Origin of the sequence: Pseudonocardia sp. ICBG1142 (genome assembly GCF_020496255.1) — a bacterium.
In the GTDB taxonomy this organism is placed as follows: domain Bacteria; phylum Actinomycetota; class Actinomycetes; order Mycobacteriales; family Pseudonocardiaceae; genus Pseudonocardia.
Genome location: NZ_JAHLJC010000048.1, coordinates 1 through 16198 on the forward strand (window position 1 = coordinate 1; position 16198 = coordinate 16198).

17 protein-coding genes and 3 pseudogenes are annotated in these 16198 nt (G+C 65.4%); 9 read left to right on the plus strand and 11 right to left on the minus strand.

The features are described from left to right. Positions 1–119 precede the first annotated feature (119 nt). The 3 genes from KPL59_RS34950 to KPL59_RS34960 form a co-directional block, all read right to left on the minus strand. Positions 120–413, minus strand: coding sequence for a plasmid replication protein (locus KPL59_RS34950; protein ID WP_226363350.1), 294 nt, complete (start codon positions 411–413; stop codon positions 120–122). Then, positions 413–1273 carry a replication initiation protein gene (locus KPL59_RS34955; RefSeq protein ID WP_226363351.1) on the minus strand — a complete coding sequence of 287 codons (861 nt, stop codon included), beginning with the start codon at positions 1271–1273 and terminating at the stop codon, positions 413–415. Before KPL59_RS34955 ends, KPL59_RS34950 begins: the two co-directional genes overlap by 1 nt. A 291-nt stretch (positions 1274–1564) precedes the next feature. Beyond that, a complete protein-coding gene (locus KPL59_RS34960; protein WP_226363346.1) occupies positions 1565–1876 on the minus strand; it encodes a hypothetical protein in 312 nt (103 codons plus the stop codon). A gap of 308 nt (positions 1877–2184) precedes the next feature. On the opposite strand from KPL59_RS34960, the gene KPL59_RS34965 reads away from it, so the two are divergent. From KPL59_RS34965 to KPL59_RS34985, 6 genes and pseudogenes are all read left to right on the plus strand, one after another. Next, positions 2185–2694: a hypothetical protein gene (locus KPL59_RS34965; RefSeq protein WP_226363352.1), complete on the plus strand. Its 510-nt coding sequence runs from the start codon at positions 2185–2187 to the stop codon at positions 2692–2694. Between the two features lie 913 nt (positions 2695–3607). Beyond that, positions 3608–4829, plus strand: a pseudogene (gene murJ / locus KPL59_RS34970) (murein biosynthesis integral membrane protein MurJ). Between the two features lie 44 nt (positions 4830–4873). Continuing rightward, positions 4874–5305, plus strand: coding sequence for a lipid II flippase MurJ (locus KPL59_RS36435; protein WP_255678357.1), 432 nt, complete (start codon positions 4874–4876; stop codon positions 5303–5305). 288 nt (positions 5306–5593) lie between these two features. Further along, on the plus strand, positions 5594–5968 hold the full coding sequence (locus KPL59_RS34975; RefSeq protein ID WP_226363344.1) for an antibiotic biosynthesis monooxygenase: 375 nt from the start codon (positions 5594–5596) through the stop codon (positions 5966–5968). Between the two features lie 18 nt (positions 5969–5986). Further along, complete coding sequence (locus tag KPL59_RS34980) at positions 5987–6196, plus strand: hypothetical protein (RefSeq protein ID WP_226363353.1); 210 nt, start codon at positions 5987–5989, stop codon at positions 6194–6196. 48 nt (positions 6197–6244) lie between these two features. Continuing rightward, a complete protein-coding gene (locus KPL59_RS34985; RefSeq protein WP_226363354.1) occupies positions 6245–6910 on the plus strand; it encodes a hypothetical protein in 666 nt (221 codons plus the stop codon). Positions 6911–7321: 411 nt separating this feature from the next. Here the strand turns inward: KPL59_RS34985 and KPL59_RS34990 are convergent, their stop codons facing one another. The 3 genes from KPL59_RS34990 to KPL59_RS35000 all read right to left on the minus strand — a co-directional run bounded on the left by KPL59_RS34990 (position 7322) and on the right by KPL59_RS35000 (position 9037). Next, entirely contained in the window at positions 7322–7762 is a 441-nt protein-coding gene (locus KPL59_RS34990; protein WP_226363342.1) for a J domain-containing protein, read from the minus strand. A gap of 11 nt (positions 7763–7773) precedes the next feature. After that, on the minus strand, positions 7774–8061 hold the full coding sequence (locus tag KPL59_RS34995; protein ID WP_226363355.1) for a hypothetical protein: 288 nt from the start codon (positions 8059–8061) through the stop codon (positions 7774–7776). Positions 8062–8590: 529 nt separating this feature from the next. Next, entirely contained in the window at positions 8591–9037 is a 447-nt protein-coding gene (locus KPL59_RS35000; RefSeq protein WP_226363356.1) for a hypothetical protein, read from the minus strand. 1305 nt (positions 9038–10342) lie between these two features. Here KPL59_RS35000 and KPL59_RS35005 point away from each other — a divergent pair. The 3 genes from KPL59_RS35005 (at position 10343) to KPL59_RS35015 (ending at position 11656) form a co-directional block, all read left to right on the plus strand. Continuing rightward, positions 10343–10582, plus strand: coding sequence for a hypothetical protein (locus KPL59_RS35005; protein WP_226363357.1), 240 nt, complete (start codon positions 10343–10345; stop codon positions 10580–10582). A gap of 232 nt (positions 10583–10814) precedes the next feature. After that, positions 10815–11234, plus strand: a complete 420-nt coding sequence (locus KPL59_RS35010; protein WP_226363358.1) for a hypothetical protein — start codon at positions 10815–10817, stop codon at positions 11232–11234. Next, positions 11231–11656, plus strand: coding sequence for a DnaJ domain-containing protein (locus KPL59_RS35015; RefSeq protein ID WP_226363359.1), 426 nt, complete (start codon positions 11231–11233; stop codon positions 11654–11656). The genes KPL59_RS35010 and KPL59_RS35015 overlap by 4 nt, the downstream gene beginning before the upstream one ends. A 633-nt stretch (positions 11657–12289) precedes the next feature. Here KPL59_RS35015 and KPL59_RS35020 read toward each other — a convergent pair. The 5 genes and pseudogenes from KPL59_RS35020 to KPL59_RS36450 form a co-directional block, all read right to left on the minus strand. Continuing rightward, positions 12290–12571 carry a hypothetical protein gene (locus KPL59_RS35020; protein ID WP_226363337.1) on the minus strand — a complete coding sequence of 94 codons (282 nt, stop codon included), beginning with the start codon at positions 12569–12571 and terminating at the stop codon, positions 12290–12292. A gap of 205 nt (positions 12572–12776) precedes the next feature. Further along, a complete protein-coding gene (locus KPL59_RS35025) occupies positions 12777–12986 on the minus strand; it encodes a hypothetical protein (protein ID WP_226363360.1) in 210 nt (69 codons plus the stop codon). 81 nt (positions 12987–13067) lie between these two features. After that, positions 13068–13374, minus strand: a pseudogene (locus KPL59_RS38095) (antibiotic biosynthesis monooxygenase); the annotation flags it as partial. A gap of 390 nt (positions 13375–13764) precedes the next feature. Continuing rightward, positions 13765–14651: pseudogene (gene murJ / locus KPL59_RS36440) on the minus strand (murein biosynthesis integral membrane protein MurJ). A 22-nt stretch (positions 14652–14673) separates the two neighbouring features. Further along, positions 14674–14967, minus strand: a complete 294-nt coding sequence (locus KPL59_RS36450; RefSeq protein WP_255678356.1) for a lipid II flippase MurJ — start codon at positions 14965–14967, stop codon at positions 14674–14676. Between the last annotated feature and the right edge of the window lie 1231 nt (positions 14968–16198).

The window sequence follows — 16198 nt, forward strand, 5'->3', positions numbered from 1 at the left end:
AGCCGCCTACGATCAACTTGTGGTCTGACCTGGTGATCTGTCTCCGTCTAGGCGGCTTAGGCGGCTGTAGGCGGCTTGAGGTCGTTTCGGGACATCCCCCGAAATCTCACTGTGCGTAATCAGTGTTGTGTAGCTGTGCGGCAGCGGCCCATTCGCCGTTGCGGCGGCGTCGGCGAGAGGAGGCGTCCGACGATGGCGGGGGTGTCGCCGGTCTGTGCGGCGATCTCGCGGTAGGTCCAGCCTTGGAGTCTGAGCTGGATCACTGGGGCGCGTCGTTGGCGGGCTCGTTGTTCATAGTCGGCGCGTGGTTCGGCGATGAGCCCGGTGATGGTCCGTTCGGAGAGGCCCATGTCGGCGGCGATCTCACGGGCGGTCTTGGACGTCGCTCGGCGACGCGGGTTCAGGGCGCCCATCAGTAGCCCTTCTGTTCCAGGAGTGCAAGCCGCTGAAGCCTCGCCTCCGTTTGACTCCGGCCTCGCGCCTGGCCTCCCACGAGGCCGCCTTTTCGTCCTCGTGCGGCTTGGATGGCGCGGAAGGTGTCGTCGTAGGCCTGGGGGCCTCTGGTCCAGATGCGGGAGCGGGTGGTGATCCAGCGGTGGATGGAGTCGGCGATCGCGCGGGCTTCCGCGGCGGGCAGGGGGATGGAGAACTCCAGGTTCCGTTCGGCCACGCCAGCGCGTAGGACGGTCTTGAAGCCGTCGGGGTCGCCGAAGTGGTGGCGGACCTCGCGGTAGGCCCACAGGCGGACACCGTCGAACAGGGTGCAGTTCCGCCCGAGCCCGCACGGGTCGGCCTTACGCGCTCGTTGCTGGCGCCAGTCCTTGGGCGGCATGTGCCCACCCGCCTGCAGCGCCGCCTCCAGCTCGCCGAGAGTCCACAGGTGGTCGTGCATGTACTGGGTGGCCCAGCTCCCGGCGAGTGGGTTCTTCACCAGCAGCCCGGAGTAGCGGCGGTCGCCATCCACGGCGCGGCGGAGGCCTTCCAGGACCGAGGCGGCGTAGGCCAGCACGTTGCGACGGGCGTACTCGGTACGACAGACCGGGGTAGCGAGGATCCAGACGGCGTGGGCGTGCCCGTTGAACGGGTTGGTGATGATCAGGTTCGGCATCGGATGGTTCCCGTTCGCCGACAACGCCCGCAGCAACGCGTCGGGTGGTCGATGTCGACGATCAGGAAGGTCAGCATCACCGACGGCGACGCCTCGATGTAGGCCAGCAGCAACGCGGCATCCGGCCCATCCGGCGGATGCCCCAGGCCAGGTTGTCGGTGGCATACGGGCGTCGGGGCTTCCAGTTCCCCTCGAACAGCGCACGCAGCTCGGCCTCCCCCGGGGTAGCGGGGGCCGTCAGGTGCAGGGTCGACGACGACAAGGGGGGGCCCCAGGTAGGGGGTGGTCCAGTCGTAGGGCATTGAGCTTCGCCCTGTCTTCTTCGGCCCGATGACGCGGGCCTGGGATCGCTGGGACAGCGAACTATCTGACTTGGCTCTGCCTGCGTACCCGTATTTTCCCTGGTCGTGGCGAAACGCGCGCAACCAGGGGTGCAGGTCTGGCCGACAGAGATAACTAGGCCGGAGCGGGGGTTCCGGCGAGTACCGGGATCGGTTCCTCGTTGAGGTCGGCTACCAGGTCGGACAGGTCCGAGATCGCCGAGCACAGAACCCTCACGACCTGCGCCCGGTGCGAGCGGGAGAGCAACGAGTCCGAGATCCAGGTCGGATTGCGATCGTCAAAAACGCGGTCGAGGGCGCATTCCACCAGCGCCACGACCTCCGACGCCCGCATCGACGTTTTCTCCTCGGGCGCCGCCGGAGCTGACGCCTCTGACTCAGCGGGCTCATCCTCGCCTGCGTCGAGGACGCCGGGCACGTCAGACATGCACACACGCCTTCCTTCATCCCGGAGGGCATCGGGGGTGCCCACCGGTCACTGGCCGGAAGCAGATCAGCACACTCCGCCCCTGTCAAGAACATCTCGACGGGATAGTGGCGCGTCCCTCCCTTCCTGCTCGGGATACGCTGGGTCCCTCGCTCATCGACTCTCAGCGACGTGTACACGAGCCGAGCCGAGCCGAGGAAAAGCTATCCGGCCCCAGCTCGGGAGAAACGAGACGGGGAGAGCGCCGACGGGCATGAGCGAGACCACCGAAACACCCCGACAGCGACAGCGACAGCGACGACCCGGTCATGCCCGCGCTGCCGCCGCAGACTCTGGCTGATCGACTCAACCGGGCATTCGCGACGCTGCATCCCGCCGACCGTGGGCCCTACAGCAACCGCGAAGTCATCCGCTGGCTCCAGGCGAACTCCACCCCCGAACAGTCCATCCCCTCCCTGAACTACCTCGGCCTGCTCCGCAGCGGCGAGGCCACCGACCCCACCGTCGGCAAGCTCCAATCCATCGCGCGCTTCTTCAAGATCCCTGCGACCTACTTCATCGAAGACAACGCCCACTCCGACGCCGTGCAGGCCGATCTCCAGCTTCTCGACGCGATGCGCGACACCCAGGTCCGCGAGATCGCCGCCCGAGCCGTCCAGCTCGACCCGTCCATCCGCGACTGGCTCATCGACACCATCCGACGCCTACCCGACCTCGCCAACGGCCCCCCACCGCGCACCGCGCAGCGCCAACGCATCGAAATGCCGGTCACCGACAAGCCCACCCAACGGCGACGCGGGCATGATCAACCCACGTGATACACCGTGTCTGATCGATCTCTCCGGGAGTACGACCGTGGGAACCGCGACGCGTGCGACAGCCACGCGCAGCTACGACACGACGCTGAGATCCGTACGTTCGCTCGTAGCGCGCTCGCCGAGATCGGCGCGACCCCCGACCTCGACCCGGTCGAGCTATGCCGACGGCTGAGCATCCACCGAGACCACCCGATCGAGATCGTCTCGACCCGGATGCCCTGCTCCTCGCTGCTCGGGTTCTGCGTGAAGACCACGACTACCGACTACATCGTCCACCCGCACGACCTCGCGCGATCACAGCATCCGTCACGAGATCGTCCACGTCCTGTTCAACTACCCACATCCCCTTCATCTGATACTTTTTCTGGCTGCTACCGGGGAGTTACTTCCTCAGTCTGGCCTGTCAGTCACTCAGCCTAACTGTCCAATCTATCTGGAGAACACTGTGTCTATTTTGCGATCCGCTGGCAAAGCCTTTCTCCTCAGTGGCGCTATCACTTTGGGAGCAATTTCATTTAGCGGCCTTGCCGATGCCGCACAGCCTGGAGCGTCCCACTCCAGTATTTCTGCTCCGACTCAGCAGTCATGCGGGTTTCGCAGCGTACGAATCTCACAACATGAGTCTTCCGCCTACTGGCGCAATTGCGTCAGCCACGGTCAGCGCATTAATGTCGACCGCGCATTCTGGCCCGACTTTCAGGTCTGCGTACCGCAAGGTCAGGACCGCTACCTTGGCGCCGGACTAATTCCGGTTGGTCCAGGAGCTATCCGTGGGGCCACGGTAATCGGCTCCTGCTGATCTCCACCAGAGCATGCTTGAGGAAACAATTCGCTGTGGCCAGCGCGCCCCGGTCGCGGCCCTCGCTGAAATTCTCCCTGTCTCTCTACTAGACACAGCTTTACCGCAGTGATCATGCGCCGGGATGACGCCGAGAGCACGCAACCTCTTACGCAAATCCCCTCCCCACTAGTCGGCGAGGTCTCACCTGTCACTAAAGAGATAGAGCAAGTGCATGCACCAGCTGGCCGCCTTGTCGGCGAGCCGACGCGACCTCCTCATGAATTACTAAGATCATCCAGATTGGTCGCGATTGCAAGTCTCGTCAGTAGAGTTACTGGCTTCATTCGCAACATCGCGCTCGTGTCGATCCTTGGATTCGCATCCCTAAATGATGCATACACGATTTCTAACACGCTTCCTAATGTCGTTTACGAGTTGCTCCTCGGCGGGGTTCTAAGCAGTGTAATGATCCCCGTCCTAGTCCGCGCTCAAGGCGACGCTGATGGGGCGAAAAGTTCACGAGAAAGTTGCTAACACTTACAGGAGTTGCGCTCCTGGTCGCAACTATTCTAGCCGTGCTAGCTGCGCCCTTATTGACACGTCTCGTGATTAGCGCGAGTGAGGCAGCTCCCGCAAACTCTGAGCTCACCACGGCATTCTCCTGGCTCCTTCTTCCGCAGATTTTTTCTATGGCATGGGAGCGCTACTCGGGGCGATTCTCAATTCAAAGCAAGTTTTCGGCCCATTTGCCTGGGCCCCGGTCCTGAACAATATCGTCGTGCTCGCCACGCTCGCGGTCTATGCGCTAATCCCTGGTGAGATTTCAATCAACACGATAACTATGGGGGAGCCTAAGCTGTTAGTGCTCGGCTTAGGAACAACCATCGGTGTTGTCGCGCAAACACTGCTGCTACTACCATACATGAAGCGCGTCGGATTCAATTATCGTCCGCTATGGGGCTGGGACTCAAGACTGTCGCAAGCTGGCGGAATGGCCTTGTGGGTCACTGGGTACGTTGCAGTGGGGCAGATCGGCTACGTTATCACTACGCGTGTAGCGACAGCAGCTGATGCTGGTTCTGTTGTCACCTATACGAATGCCTGGTTGTTACTGCAAGTTCCTTATGGCGTTCTGGGAGTCTCTCTTTTAACCACACTGATGCCTCGGCTTAGTCGGGCCGCAGCAAACGCTGACATTAGACAGCTCGCTAATGACTTTTCTCTAGGGGTAAGATTATCCACCCTGGCTTTAGTCCCCGTCGCTGCCGTAATGACCGCCTTTGGCGACGTCCTTGGTATCGCCTTATTTTCGATCGGTGCTGGGGCGGCTCGGGCGCAGAACGGCTTGGCCTGACTGTTGCATGGTCGGCATTTGGAATATTGCCGTACGCGGTGATGATGCTACAAATTCGCGTCTTCTACGCGCAGGGCGACTCGCGCACCCCGACGCTAATCCAGTTGTGGCTGATCACGTTAAAGGTGCCACTTCTGCTTCTGTGTCCGATGGTCCTGCCGTCTGAGCAAGTGGTCATCGGGATTGCCGCGGTTAACTCTCTTTCTTTCATCTGGGCCGCCATCGCTAGCCAATGGCTCCTCCGTCGAAAAATGGGGGAGATTCCGATCAGTGAAGTGCTAGACTTTCTTTGGCGGGTCTCCCTATCTGCAGGATTAAGCGCAGTCGCTGCTCGGGGTGCACTGGATGGAGGCAGAGCCGCTGCTGGCGACCTACCCCGGCCTCGTGCGTGCGTGGGCTCTGCTCCTTGCCGGAGCCCTTATCTCCCTATCCCTTACTTTTGCCACGTTAAAATTACTGAAAACGCCCAGCATTAACGACCTTCTTGGTCGTAAAGATCACATGGGAGCAAACTAAGCCTCATGGGCAAGAAGAAATGGTGACTCGCTCGCTGACCTCGCCACGATCCACGCCGACCACCACGACCTCGACGTCTCCATCTACGGCGGCGAGTGGGACGATCCCGGCATCATCACAGTCCAGGTCTGGCGCACAGAACTCATCGACCGCAACGAAGACCTCCCAGACTCCTGACTCAACCGGGTCATCCGAAAAATCGGATGACCCCCTGCCTACCAGCACAAACACCCACCCAGGAGACCCGCGTGTCTGTCGTGAAGATCAACGCCATCACCGTCCCCGACGGAGCCGGACCGGAGCTGGAAGCCCGGTTCGCCGCCCGCTTCGCTCAGGGCTGCATGAACGAGGTGCCCGGGTTCCTCGGCTACGAGCTGCTCCGCCCCGTCGCGGGCGACACCCGGTACTTCGTCTACACCCGCTGGGAGCACGACGCCGCCTTCCAGGCATGGCGCACCGTCGGCGCCGCGGCCGCGCACTGCGACCGCGACAGCGACAGCGACAGCGACCGCCCGCAGGTCGGGACCGGCGCTGACCTGCTGGAATTCGAGACCGTGCCCCTCGGCACAGCATCGGACACAGCATCTGGGACGGCTTCTGAGGAAGGGACCGCGACCGCATGACCACCGCCACCGGGCTCCGTGTCCTCGCCGCCACCGGCGCCGCCGCGCTCACGCTCAGCGCGGCCGGGGGTCGCGACCGCCGCCGAGGACATCCACTACGAGAAGGCCGGGACCTTCCCCGACGTCGCTGCCTGCGCCGATGCCGGACACACCACACCCGGTGTCACGACCTGGCTCTGCGACGAACACCCCGACGGCACCGCCGACCTCTACCTCGTCCCGGCATAGACGTCAGGGTGCCGGTCTTGACCAACACCACCACCCAGACTGGGTCTGATGGGTAAGAAGAAGAAGCAGCAGCGCCGGACCGACCCGAGCAGCAAGGCCCGACGCCGCGCACAGCGCAAAGCCCGCGACAACGACCTCCCGCCCTTCCCCGGCCGCGACGCCGACCACGGGCTTGGGCTCGGGCTCCGGCTCATCGGGACCATCGTCGTGAACGCCGACTACCACCAGCACGACGACGGCACCTGGACCGCCACCGTCGCCCCCGAACTGCTGCCCGGCGCGGTCACCATCGACGACGTCGACCTCCACACCGTCTTCCACAAAGTCATCGCCGTCGTCGAAGTCCTCGCGCAGACCGCCCCACCCGACGCCGACATCAGCACCATCACCCTGCACCGCGTCGACGGCGACACCCTTCGCTGGCTAGCCGCCGTCGACGAGTACGGCTTCACCGACTGCGTCAACGCAGCCCAGTTCCCGACCACTGACCACCACCGACCAGCCGGACCAGCGGCCAGCTCCTGGTGCTGCCGCGCCGCTTCCGGTCCTCACCCGACCCGGAAAGGCGACTCGCGGGCAGACGCAGTGACTATTCGGAGTGGAACTCCACCCGCACGATCCGCATGTCCATCTCACGGGCATAAGCAGGCACGACCCAGGTCATCTCCTGCGGCGCCGCCGCCAGCGTTGCGGACCCAGGCCGTGTGCTCATGACGGCCTTGTCCCTCCGCGTTCTCCATCGTCACGGTGAACACCACCGTGCTCCGCGCCGCAACCTCGAACCACAACTCCTCAACGTTCTGCCCGCGATCGAACTCGATCACCGGCAGACACGCCGCCGGAGCAAGCCCCTCCCGGCACACGTCCTCCCCCGACGGCGGGCCCGCCCACACCGACGGCGCCGGCCCAGCCACCAACCCAGCCAGCACCACACCGGTCACCGCCAGAACCCCAGCACTCCGCCGCACCACCACCCGCAGCAGCCCCGGCCTCTTCCTCAGCGCAGTCGTTGTCGTCGTCACCCATTTAGCCAAAGTCGTCACCCATTCAGATGTCAACTCCGACGCGCCCCGCGACTGAAACGCCGTCTCCGGACCGCCGCGCGGCAACCGCTAGCGGCCAGGGCTAGCGGCGGGCCGGGCGGCCCAGGGCGAGGTAGACATACCGGCCGACCAGCACCGCGCCGGTGATCGCGACCATCACCGTCGCCACCGGCGCCACACCGACCACCACCGCACCGCCGACCAGCACCCCGGCCTCGGCCACCCCGGTCGCGATCAGCAGCGCCGCCGGGCCCGGCCCGGGCCGGGTCACCACCGGAGCCGGGACCGGACCCGGAACGGTCGTGGGCACCGCCCACACCCAGTCCTGCGCCCGATCCTGCGCTTGAGCCTCCTGCAGCAGCTCATACGCTGCGGTGACCACCGCGAACCGGTCCGGATCACCACCGGCGTCGGGGTGCTCGCGGCGCACCGCCGCCCGCCACGCCGAACGCACCACCTCCGCCGGTGCTCCCGGGGCGACACCCAGGATCGCCGCAGCCCGCGTCACCTCGGGCCCCGTCACCAGACCGGTCCTCACCGCTGACCTCCCCCACCGTCGATGTCGCCGCCGATGTCGCCGCCGCCATCGATGTCGCCGAGCCAGATGTCGGCGTCCGCCCCGACCCGACCAGCACCGCCCTGACCAGCACCACCACCGCTACCGCTTCCTCCGCCGTCCCCGGAGCCGCTACCGCCCCGGTCTCGGCGGGCGTGGGCGTGACCGGCCATGAGCTGGCGGCGCGTCAACACCGGCCCCGACACCGGCTCCTCCACCCCGACCGCCTCGTCCAGCACCCGCGACCGCCCCGACAGCGGCGTCACCCAGCCCGTAGACGACCTTGTCCGGGCTCGCCCACGCGAGGTGGTGCGGCGGCATCTGCCGCACCCGGTTCGGATCCCACAGGAACGCGTGCTGGCGGCGCACCGTCCCCGCCCCGCTGTACCCACCGGAGAACACCGAAGCGCCCCAGCCCTCGTCCGACCCGGCGCCGACCAGCTGCAACCCGACCTCCCCGACCATCCTGGTCCCGAACCGGGCCGCCAACTCCTCCGCATTCGTCGTCCGCCCCACCAGCACCCCGCCACCCATCGCCCCGAGCAGCCGGTTCCGTTCCTGAGGCGACTCGGCCAGCCCTCGACCGGCTGCGCCGACACGATCACCGCACCACCCAATGAGCGCAGCCGCTCAACAAGGTTGATGACACTGCCCGCAACTTCACCCGAGACCGCCGAGAACTCGTCCAGCACGAACAACGCCTGACGCCGCCCGGCAGCCCCGGAACGAGCACCGCCGAGTTCGTGGGTGAGCAGCTCGATCAGCACCGCCGTCTTCGCCGCCGCCACGACCTCATCAGTCGTGCCCGGCACCGACACATACAACGCGTCGAAGTCCGACAACGGCGCCCCCGCATCGAAGTCCGCGCCCAACGACCGGAACAGGCCGCAGAACAGCATCAGGTCCGCATCCAGCGACGACGACCCCGACCTCCCCGCCACCCGACGGCTTACTCAACGCCCGGACCTGCCGCGACTCCACCGCGTGCCCCGCCCACGCCTCACTCAGCCACCGCCCGTCCAGACGCTCCAGGAACTCCACCGACGATCCCGGCGGCCCCTTCGGGGCATCCACCACCAGATGCAACAGGCCACGTTGCAGCACGTCATAGAAGCGGTGATCGGTTTTCGCGAGCTTGTGCAGCGACGCCCGCAACTGCCCCGCAGGCATCCGCCACATGTTCAACCGCGTCTCGAACGGGAACACCCCGACCCGATCCGGATGCAGTCCAAGGTCAGTCATCGCCTCCGCCCACGACTGCGCATCCTCCGCCGGTCCGGGCCGCCCTTCGCGCCCAGGACCAACGGCCGACCCGACCCAAGCGGCGACCCGGCGTCTGGGTGTGCCGCGCCCACATCGCCTCCGCCCACCCGCAGCTCACACGTTCCAACAAACGTCGTCTCCACCGCACCTCGTCTGCCGCCGCCACCGAACGAGGGCATTGGGCCTTCGCCTCGCGCGTCGCCTCCCGGAACACGAGACCGGGACCGGGTGGTCGGGTTGCAGTGCCGGGGGGGTCCCTGTGTTGCGGCCCTCCCTGGTCGCGGACTCGATGACCTCCACGGCCTCGCAGGGCTGCCGGGAGTCAGGCCGTGGCGATCGACGGTGGGGACGCGCAGCTTCGCCGGGGCAACACCGAGTATCGGGCTGCGACCGGTTGCGCGGCTTGCCAGCGCTCGCGGACGGCGAGGCGTGCCTGGGCGCGGCGGTCGCGGTTCACAGCGCGGACAGCGCGCCGACCGGTGCTCAGCCCGGGAACGCGTGCCCCGGCGAGCGGTGAGGGTGCGCTCGACCCGGCGATCGAGACCTCATGACGCGGGCTGTCCAGCCCTGCCACCGTGGAGGAGTTTCGGAGGCCGCGACCAGGGGAACAGCACCACCCGGCCTGCAACCCGACCACGGGCGGTCCGGTGCTCGTGTCGGGAGGCGACGACGGCGGAGGGCGAAGGCCCACATGCCCAGTTCGGTGGCGGTGTGGCGCAGACCGGTGCGGGGAAGACGACGTTGTTGGAACGTGTGAGCTGCGGGGGGCGGAGGCGATGTGGGCGCGGCACACCAGACGCCGGGGTCGCCGCTTGGGTCGGGTCGGCCGTTGGTGGAGTTCCTGGGGCGAAGGGCGGCCCGGACGCGGCGGAGGATGCGCAGTCGTGGGCGGAGGCGATGACTGACCTTGGCCTGCATCCGGATCGGGTCGGGTGTGTTCCCGTTCGAGACGCGGTTGAACATGTGGCGGATGCTGCGGGGCAGTTGCGGGCGTCGCTGCACAAGCTCGCGAAAACGATCACCGCTTCTATGACGTGCGCAACGTGGCCTGTTGCATCTGGTGGTGGATGCCCGAAGGGGCCGCGGGATCGTCGGTGGAGTTCCTGGAGCGTCTGGACGGGCGGTGGCTCGTGAGGCGTGGGCGGGGACGCGGTGGAGTCGCGGCAGGTCCGGGCGTTGAGTAAGCCGTCGGGTGGCGGGTCGGGGTCGTCGTCGCTGGGCGGACCTGATGCTGTTCTGCGGCCTGTTCCGGTCGTTGGGCGCGGACTTCGATGCGGGGGCGCCGTGTCGGACTTCGACGCGTTGTATGTGTCGGTGCCGGGCACGACTGATGAGGTCGTGGCGGCGGCGAAGACGGCGGTGCTGATCGAGCTGCTCACCCACGAACTCGGCGGTGCTCGTTCCGGGGCTGCCGGGCGGCGTCAGGCGTTGTTCGTGCTGGACGAGTTCTCGGCGGTCTCGGGTGAAGTTGCGGGCAGTGTCATCAACCTTGTTGAGCGGCTGCGCTCATGGGTGGTGCGGTGATCGTGTCGGCGCAGCCGGTCGAGGGCCTGGCCGAGTCGCCTCAGGAACGGAACCGGCTGCTCGGGGCGATGGGTGGCGGGGTGCTGGTGGGGCGGACGACGAATGCGGAGGAGTTGGCGGCCCGGTTCGGGACCAGGATGGTCGGGGAGGTCGGGTTGCAGCTGGTCGGCGCCGGGTCGGACGAGGGCTGGGGCGCTTCGGTGTTCTCCGGTGGTACAGCGGGGCGGGGACGGTGCGCCGCCAGCACGCGTTCCTGTTGGATCCGAACCGGGTGCGGCAGATGCCGCCGCACCACCTCGCGTGGGCGAGCCCGGACAAGGTCGTCTACGGGCTGGTGACGCCGCTGTCGGGGCGGTCGCGGGTGCTGGACGAGGCGGTCGGGGTGGAGGAGCCGGTGTCGGGGCCGGTGTTGACGCGCCGCCAGCTATGGCCGGTCACGCCCACGCCCGCCGAGACCGGGGCGGTAGCGGCTCCGGGGACGGCGGAGGAAGCGGTAGCGGTGGTGGTGCTGGTCAGGGCGGTGCTGGTCGGGTCGGGGCGGACGCCGACATCTGGCTCGGCGACATCGATGGCGGCGGCGACATCGGCGGCGACATCGACGGTGGGGGAGGTCAGCGGTGAGGACCGGTCTGGTGACGGGGCCCGAGGGTGACGCGGGCTGCGGCGATCCTGGGTGTCGCCCGGGGAGCACCGGCGGAGGTGGTGCGTTCGGCGTGGCGGGCGGCGGTGCGCCGCGAGCACCCCGACGCCGGTGGTGATCCGGACCGGTTCGCGGTGGTCACCGCAGCGTATGAGCTGCTGCAGGAGGCTCAAGCGCAGGATCGGGCGCAGGACTGGGTGTGGGCGGTGCCCACGACCGTTCCGGGTCCGGTCCCGGCTCCGGTGGTGACCCGGCCCGGGCCGGGCCCGGCGGCGCTGCTGATCGCGACCGGGGTGGCCGAGGCCGGGGTGCTGGTCGGCGGTGCGGTGGTGGTCGGTGTGGCGCCGGTGGCGACGGTGATGGTCGCGATCACCGGCGCGGTGCTGGTCGGCCGGTATGTCTACCTCGCCCTGGGCCGCCCGGCCCGCCGCTAGCCCTGGCCGCTAGCGGTTGCCGCGCGGTCCGGAGACGGCGTTTCAGTCGCGGGGCGCGTCGGAGTTGACATCTGAATGGGTGACGACTTTGGCTAAATGGGTGACGACGACAACGACTGCGCTGAGGAAGAGGCCGGGGCTGCTGCGGGTGGTGGTGCGGCGGAGTGCTGGGGTTCTGGCGGTGACCGGTGTGGTGCTGGCTGGGTTGGTGGCTGGGCCGGCGCCGTCGGTGTGGGCGGGCCCGCCGTCGGGGGAGGACGTGTGCCGGGAGGGGCTTGCTCCGGCGGCGTGTCTGCCGGTGATCGAGTTCGATCGCGGGCAGAACGTGAGGAGTTGTGGTTCGAGGTTGCGGCGCGGAGCACGGTGGTGTTCACCGTGACGATGGAGAACGCGGAGGGACAAGGCCGTCATGAGCACACGGCCTGGGTCCGCAAACGCTGCGGCGGCGCCGCAGGAGATGACCTGGGTCGTGCCTGCTTATGCCCGTGAGATGGACATGCGGATCGTGCGGGTGGAGTTCCACTCCGAATAGTCACTGCGTCTGCCCGCGAGTCGCCTTTCCGGGTCGGGTGAGGACCGGAAGCGGCGCGGCAGCACCAGGAGCTGGCCGCTGGTCCGGCTGGTCGGTGGTGGTCAGTGGTCGGGGAACTGGGCTGCGTTGACGCAGTCGGTGAAGCCGTACTCGTCGACGGCGGCTAGCCAGCGAAGGGTGTCGCCGTCGACGCGGTGCAGGGTGATGGTGCTGATGTCGGCGTCGGGTGGGGCGGTCTGCGCGAGGACTTCGACGACGGCGATGACTTTGTGGAAGACGGTGTGGAGGTCGACGTCGTCGATGGTGACCGCGCCGGGCAGCAGTTCGGGGGCGACGGTGGCGGTCCAGGTGCCGTCGTCGTGCTGGTGGTAGTCGGCGTTCACGACGATGGTCCCGATGAGCCGGAGCCCGAGCCCAAGCCCGTGTGTCGGCGTCGCGGCCGGGGAAGGGCGGGAGGTCGTTGTCGCGGGCTTTGCGCTGTGCGCGGCGTCGGGCCTTGCTGCTCGGGTCGGTCCGGCGCTGCTGCTTCTTCTTACCCATCAGACCCAGTCTGGGTGGTGGTGTTGGTCAAGACCGGCACCCTGACGTCTATGCCGGGACGAGGTAGAGGTCGGGCGGTGCCGTCGGGTGTTCGTCGCAGAGCCAGGTCGTGACACAGGGTGTGGTGTGTCCGGCATCGGCGCAGGCAGCGACGTCGGGGAAGGTCCCGGCCTTCTCGTAGTGGATGTCCTCGGCGGCGGTCGCGACCCCGGCCGCGCTGAGCGTGAGCGCGGCGGCGCCGGTTGGCGGCGAGGACACGGACCGGTGGCGGTGGTCATGCGGTCGCGGTCCCTTCCTCAGAAGCCGTCCAGATGCTGTGTCCGATGCTGTGCCGAGGGGCACGGTCTCGAATTCCAGCAGGTCAGCGCCGGTCCCGACCTGCGGGCGGTCGCTGTCGCTGTCGCTGTCGCGGTCGCAGTGCGCGGCCGCGGCGCCGACGGTGCGCCATGCCTGAAGGCGGCGTCGTGCTCCCAGCGGGTGTAGACGAAGTACGGGTGTCGCCCGCGACGGGGCGGAGCAGCTCGTAGCCGAGGAACCCGGGCACCTCGTTCATGCAGCCCTGAGCGAAGCGGGCGGCGAACCGGGCTTCCAGCTCCGGTCCGGCTCCGTCGGGGACGGTGATGGCGTTGATCTTCACGACAGACACGCGGGTCTCCTGGGTGGGTGTTTGTGCTGGTAGGCAGGGGGTCATCCGATTTTTCGGATGACCCGGTTGAGTCAGGAGTCTGGGAGGTCTTCGTTGCGGTCGATGAGTTCTGTGCGCCAGACCTGGACTGTGATGATGCCGGGATCGTCCCACTCGCCGCCGTAGATGGAGACGTCGAGGTCGTGGTGGTCGGCGTGGATCGTGGCGAGGTCAGCGAGCGAGTCACCATTTCTTCTTGCCCATGAGGCTTAGTTTGCTCCCATGTGATCTTTACGACCAAGAAGGTCGTTAATGCTGGGCGTTTTCAGTAATTTTAACGTGGCAAAAGTAAGGGATAGGGAGATAAGGGCTCCGGCAAGGAGCAGAGCCCACGCACGCACGAGGCCCGGGTTAGGTCGCCAGCAGCGGCTCTGCCAGCTCCAGTGCACCCCGAGCAGCGACTGCGCTTAATCCTGCAGATAGGGAGACCCGCCAAAGAAAGTCTAGCACTTCACTGATCGGAATCTCCCCCATTTTTCGACGGAGGAGCCATTGGCTAGCGATGGCGGCCCAGATGAAAGAAAGAGAGTTAACCGCGGCAATCCCGATGACCACTTGCTCAGACGGCAGGACCATCGGACACAGAAGCAGAAGTGGCACCTTTAACGTGATCAGCCACAACTGGATTAGCGTCGGGGTGCGCGAGTCGCCCTGCGCGTAGAAGACGCGAATTTGTAGCATCATCACCGCGTACGGCAATATTCCAAATGCCGACCATGCAACAGTCAGGCCAAGCCGTTCTGCGCCCGAGCCGCCCCCAGCACCGATCGAAAATAAGGCGATACCAAGGACGTCGCCAAAGGCGGTCATTACGGCAGCGACGGGGACTAAAGCCAGGGTGGATAATCTTACCCCTAGAGAAAAGTCATTAGCGAGCTGTCTAATGTCAGCGTTTGCTGCGGCCCGACTAAGCCGAGGCATCAGTGTGGTTAAAAGAGAGACTCCCAGAACGCCATAAGGAACTTGCAGTAACAACCAGGCATTCGTATAGGTGACAACAGAACCAGCATCAGCTGCTGTCGCTACACGCGTAGTGATAACGTAGCCGATCTGCCCCACTGCAACGTACCCAGTGACCCACAAGGCCATTCCGCCAGCTTGCGACAGTCTTGAGCCCAGCCCCATAGCGGACGATAATTGAATCCGACGCGCTTCATGTGGTGTAGTAGCAGCAGTGTTTGCGCGACAACACCGATGGTTGTTCCTAAGCCGAGCACTAACAGCTTAGGCTCCCCCATAGTTATCGGGTTGATTGAAATCTCACCAGGGATTAGCGCATAGACCGCGAGCGTGGCCGAGCACGACGATATTGTTCAGGACCGGGGCCCAGGCAAATGGGCCGAAAACTTGCTTTGAATTGAGAATCGCCCCGAGTAGCGCTCCCATGCCATAGAAAAAGATCTGCGGAAGAAGGAGCCAGGAGAATGCCGTGGTGAGCTCAGAGTTTGCGGGAGCTGCCTCACTCGCGCTAATCACGAGACGTGTCAATAAGGGCGCAGCTAGCACGGCTAGAATAGTTGCGACCAGGAGCGCAACTCCTGTAAGTGTTAGCAACTTTCTCGTGAACTTTTCGCCCCCATCAGCGTCGCCTTGAGCGCGGACTAGGACGGGATCATTACACTGCTAGAGAACCCGCCGAGGAGCAACTCGTAAACGACATTAGGAAGCGTGTTAGAAATCGTGTATGCATCATTTAGGGATGCGAATCCAAGGATCGACACAGAGCGCGATGTTGCGAATGAAGCCAGTAACTCTACTGACGAGACTTGCAATCGCGACCAATCTGGATGATCTTAGTAATTCATGAGGAGGTCGCGTCGGCTCGCCGACAAGGCGGCCAGCTGGTGCATGCACTTGCTCTATCTCTTTAGTGACAGTGAGACCTCGCCGACTAGTGGGGAGGGGATTTGCGTAAGAGGTTGCGTGCTCTCGGGCGTCATCCCGGCGCATGATCACTGCGGTAAAGCTGTGTCTAGTAGAGAGACAGGGAGAATTTCAGCGAGGGCCGCGACCGGGGCGCGCTGGCCACAGCGAATTGTTTCCTCAAGCATGCTCTGGTGGAGATCAGCAGGAGCCGATTACCGTGGCCCCACGGATAGCTCCTGGACCAACCGGAATTAGTCCGGCGCCAAGGTAGCGGTCCTGACCTTGCGGTACGCAGACCTGAAAGTCGGGCCAGAATGCGCGGTCGACATTAATGCGCTGACCGTGGCTGACGCAATTGCGCCAGTAGGCGGAAGACTCATGTTGTGAGATTCGTACGCTGCGAAACCCGCATGACTGCTGAGTCGGAGCAGAAATACTGGAGTGGGACGCTCCAGGCTGTGCGGCATCGGCAAGGCCGCTAAATGAAATTGCTCCAAAGTGATAGCGCCACTGAGGAGAAAGGCTTTGCCAGCGGATCGCAAATAGACACAGTGTTCTCCAGATAGATTGGACAGTTAGGCTGAGTGACTGACAGGCCAGACTGAGGAAGTAACTCCCCGGTAGCAGCCAGAAAAAGTATCAGATGAAGGGGATGTGGGAGTTGAAAGGACGTGGACGATCTCGTGACGGATGCTGTGATCGCGCGAGGTCGTGCGGGTGGACGATGTAGTCGGTAGTCGTGGTCTTCACGCAGAACCCGAGCAGCGAGGAGCAGGGCATCCGGGTCGAGACGATCTCGATCGGGTGGTCTCGGTGGATGCTCAGCCGTCGGCATAGCTCGACCGGTCGTCGAGGTCGGGGGGTCGCGCCGATCTCGCGAGAGCGCGCTACGAGCGAACGTACGGATCTCAGCGTCGGT

Bases quoted from the DNA above. Each gene is read 5' to 3' on its own strand.
- KPL59_RS34950 (WP_226363350.1), bottom strand. From the start codon at position 413: ATGGGCGCCCTGAACCCGCGTCGCCGAGCGACGTCCAAGACCGCCCGT.
- KPL59_RS34955 (WP_226363351.1), bottom strand. From the start codon at position 1,273: ATGCCACCGACAACCTGGCCTGGGGCATCCGCCGGATGGGCCGGATGC.
- KPL59_RS34960 (WP_226363346.1), bottom strand. From the start codon at position 1,876: ATGTCTGACGTGCCCGGCGTCCTCGACGCAGGCGAGGATGAGCCCGCT.
- KPL59_RS34965 (WP_226363352.1), top strand. From the start codon at position 2,185: ATGCCCGCGCTGCCGCCGCAGACTCTGGCTGATCGACTCAACCGGGCA.
- KPL59_RS36435 (WP_255678357.1), top strand. From the start codon at position 4,874: ATGCTACAAATTCGCGTCTTCTACGCGCAGGGCGACTCGCGCACCCCG.
- KPL59_RS34985 (WP_226363354.1), top strand. From the start codon at position 6,245: ATGGGTAAGAAGAAGAAGCAGCAGCGCCGGACCGACCCGAGCAGCAAG.
- KPL59_RS35000 (WP_226363356.1), bottom strand. From the start codon at position 9,037: ATGACTGACCTTGGACTGCATCCGGATCGGGTCGGGGTGTTCCCGTTC.